The sequence below is a fragment of the Vibrio sp. 03_296 genome, from assembly GCF_002265885.1.
Genome location: NZ_NPKW01000432.1, coordinates 1 through 667 on the forward strand (window position 1 = coordinate 1; position 667 = coordinate 667).

The following is a 667-nucleotide window of genomic DNA, read 5'->3' on the forward strand; positions in this document are numbered from 1 at the left end:
ACCCCTTTGGCGGCAAGAGCGGCTGGCAACACCCCTTTCACCGCTCGTAGCTCACCACTTAAGGCTAACTCACCGACAAATTCATGTTGCTGGAGAAACTGAACGGAGATCTGCTCAGAAGCGGCTAAAATACCGAGTGCAATCGGCAAAATCAAAGCGTCCCCCTTCTTTGGGCAGATCGGCCGGGCGCCAAGTTGACGGTGATCCGCTTAGCAGGAAATTGAAAATTGCTGTTGACGATCGCACTGCGTACGCGATCTTTTGATTCCTTTACGGTGGTTTCCGGCAACCCAACCAAGGTAAATCCCGGTAAGCCGTTACTAATGTGCACTTCCACGCTCACGGAAGGCGCTTCGACGCCCACACTGGCACGGACTATGAACTAATCGCCAACCCCATCACTGCCTCTTCAATTTTAGTTGTTCTATAAATACAAGTTTTTTTATACAGAACTGTTATATAGCGTGAAGCGATGAGGCTTAAATGTGAAAAAAGAATGACTTTTTGCTTGTCACGAAACAGTTTTGTGTGTTACCACTAGTGACGCAAACAATTTCGTAGAATCATTACACAACATTTTAACGACATGACAGATGAACTTTGCCGCTCAAATTAACTCTCTGATTAACCTGATTATCGTGGTCCTCATTAGCACCGCGCGGGGGAG

The 667-nt window shown here is 47.1% G+C and carries 1 pseudogene; it reads right to left on the reverse strand.

Features of this window, described 5'->3' with window-relative positions:
- Nucleotides 1-379, reverse strand: a pseudogene (locus CIK04_RS25170) (magnesium chelatase domain-containing protein); the annotation flags it as partial.
- Nucleotides 380-667: the final 288 nt, after the last annotated feature.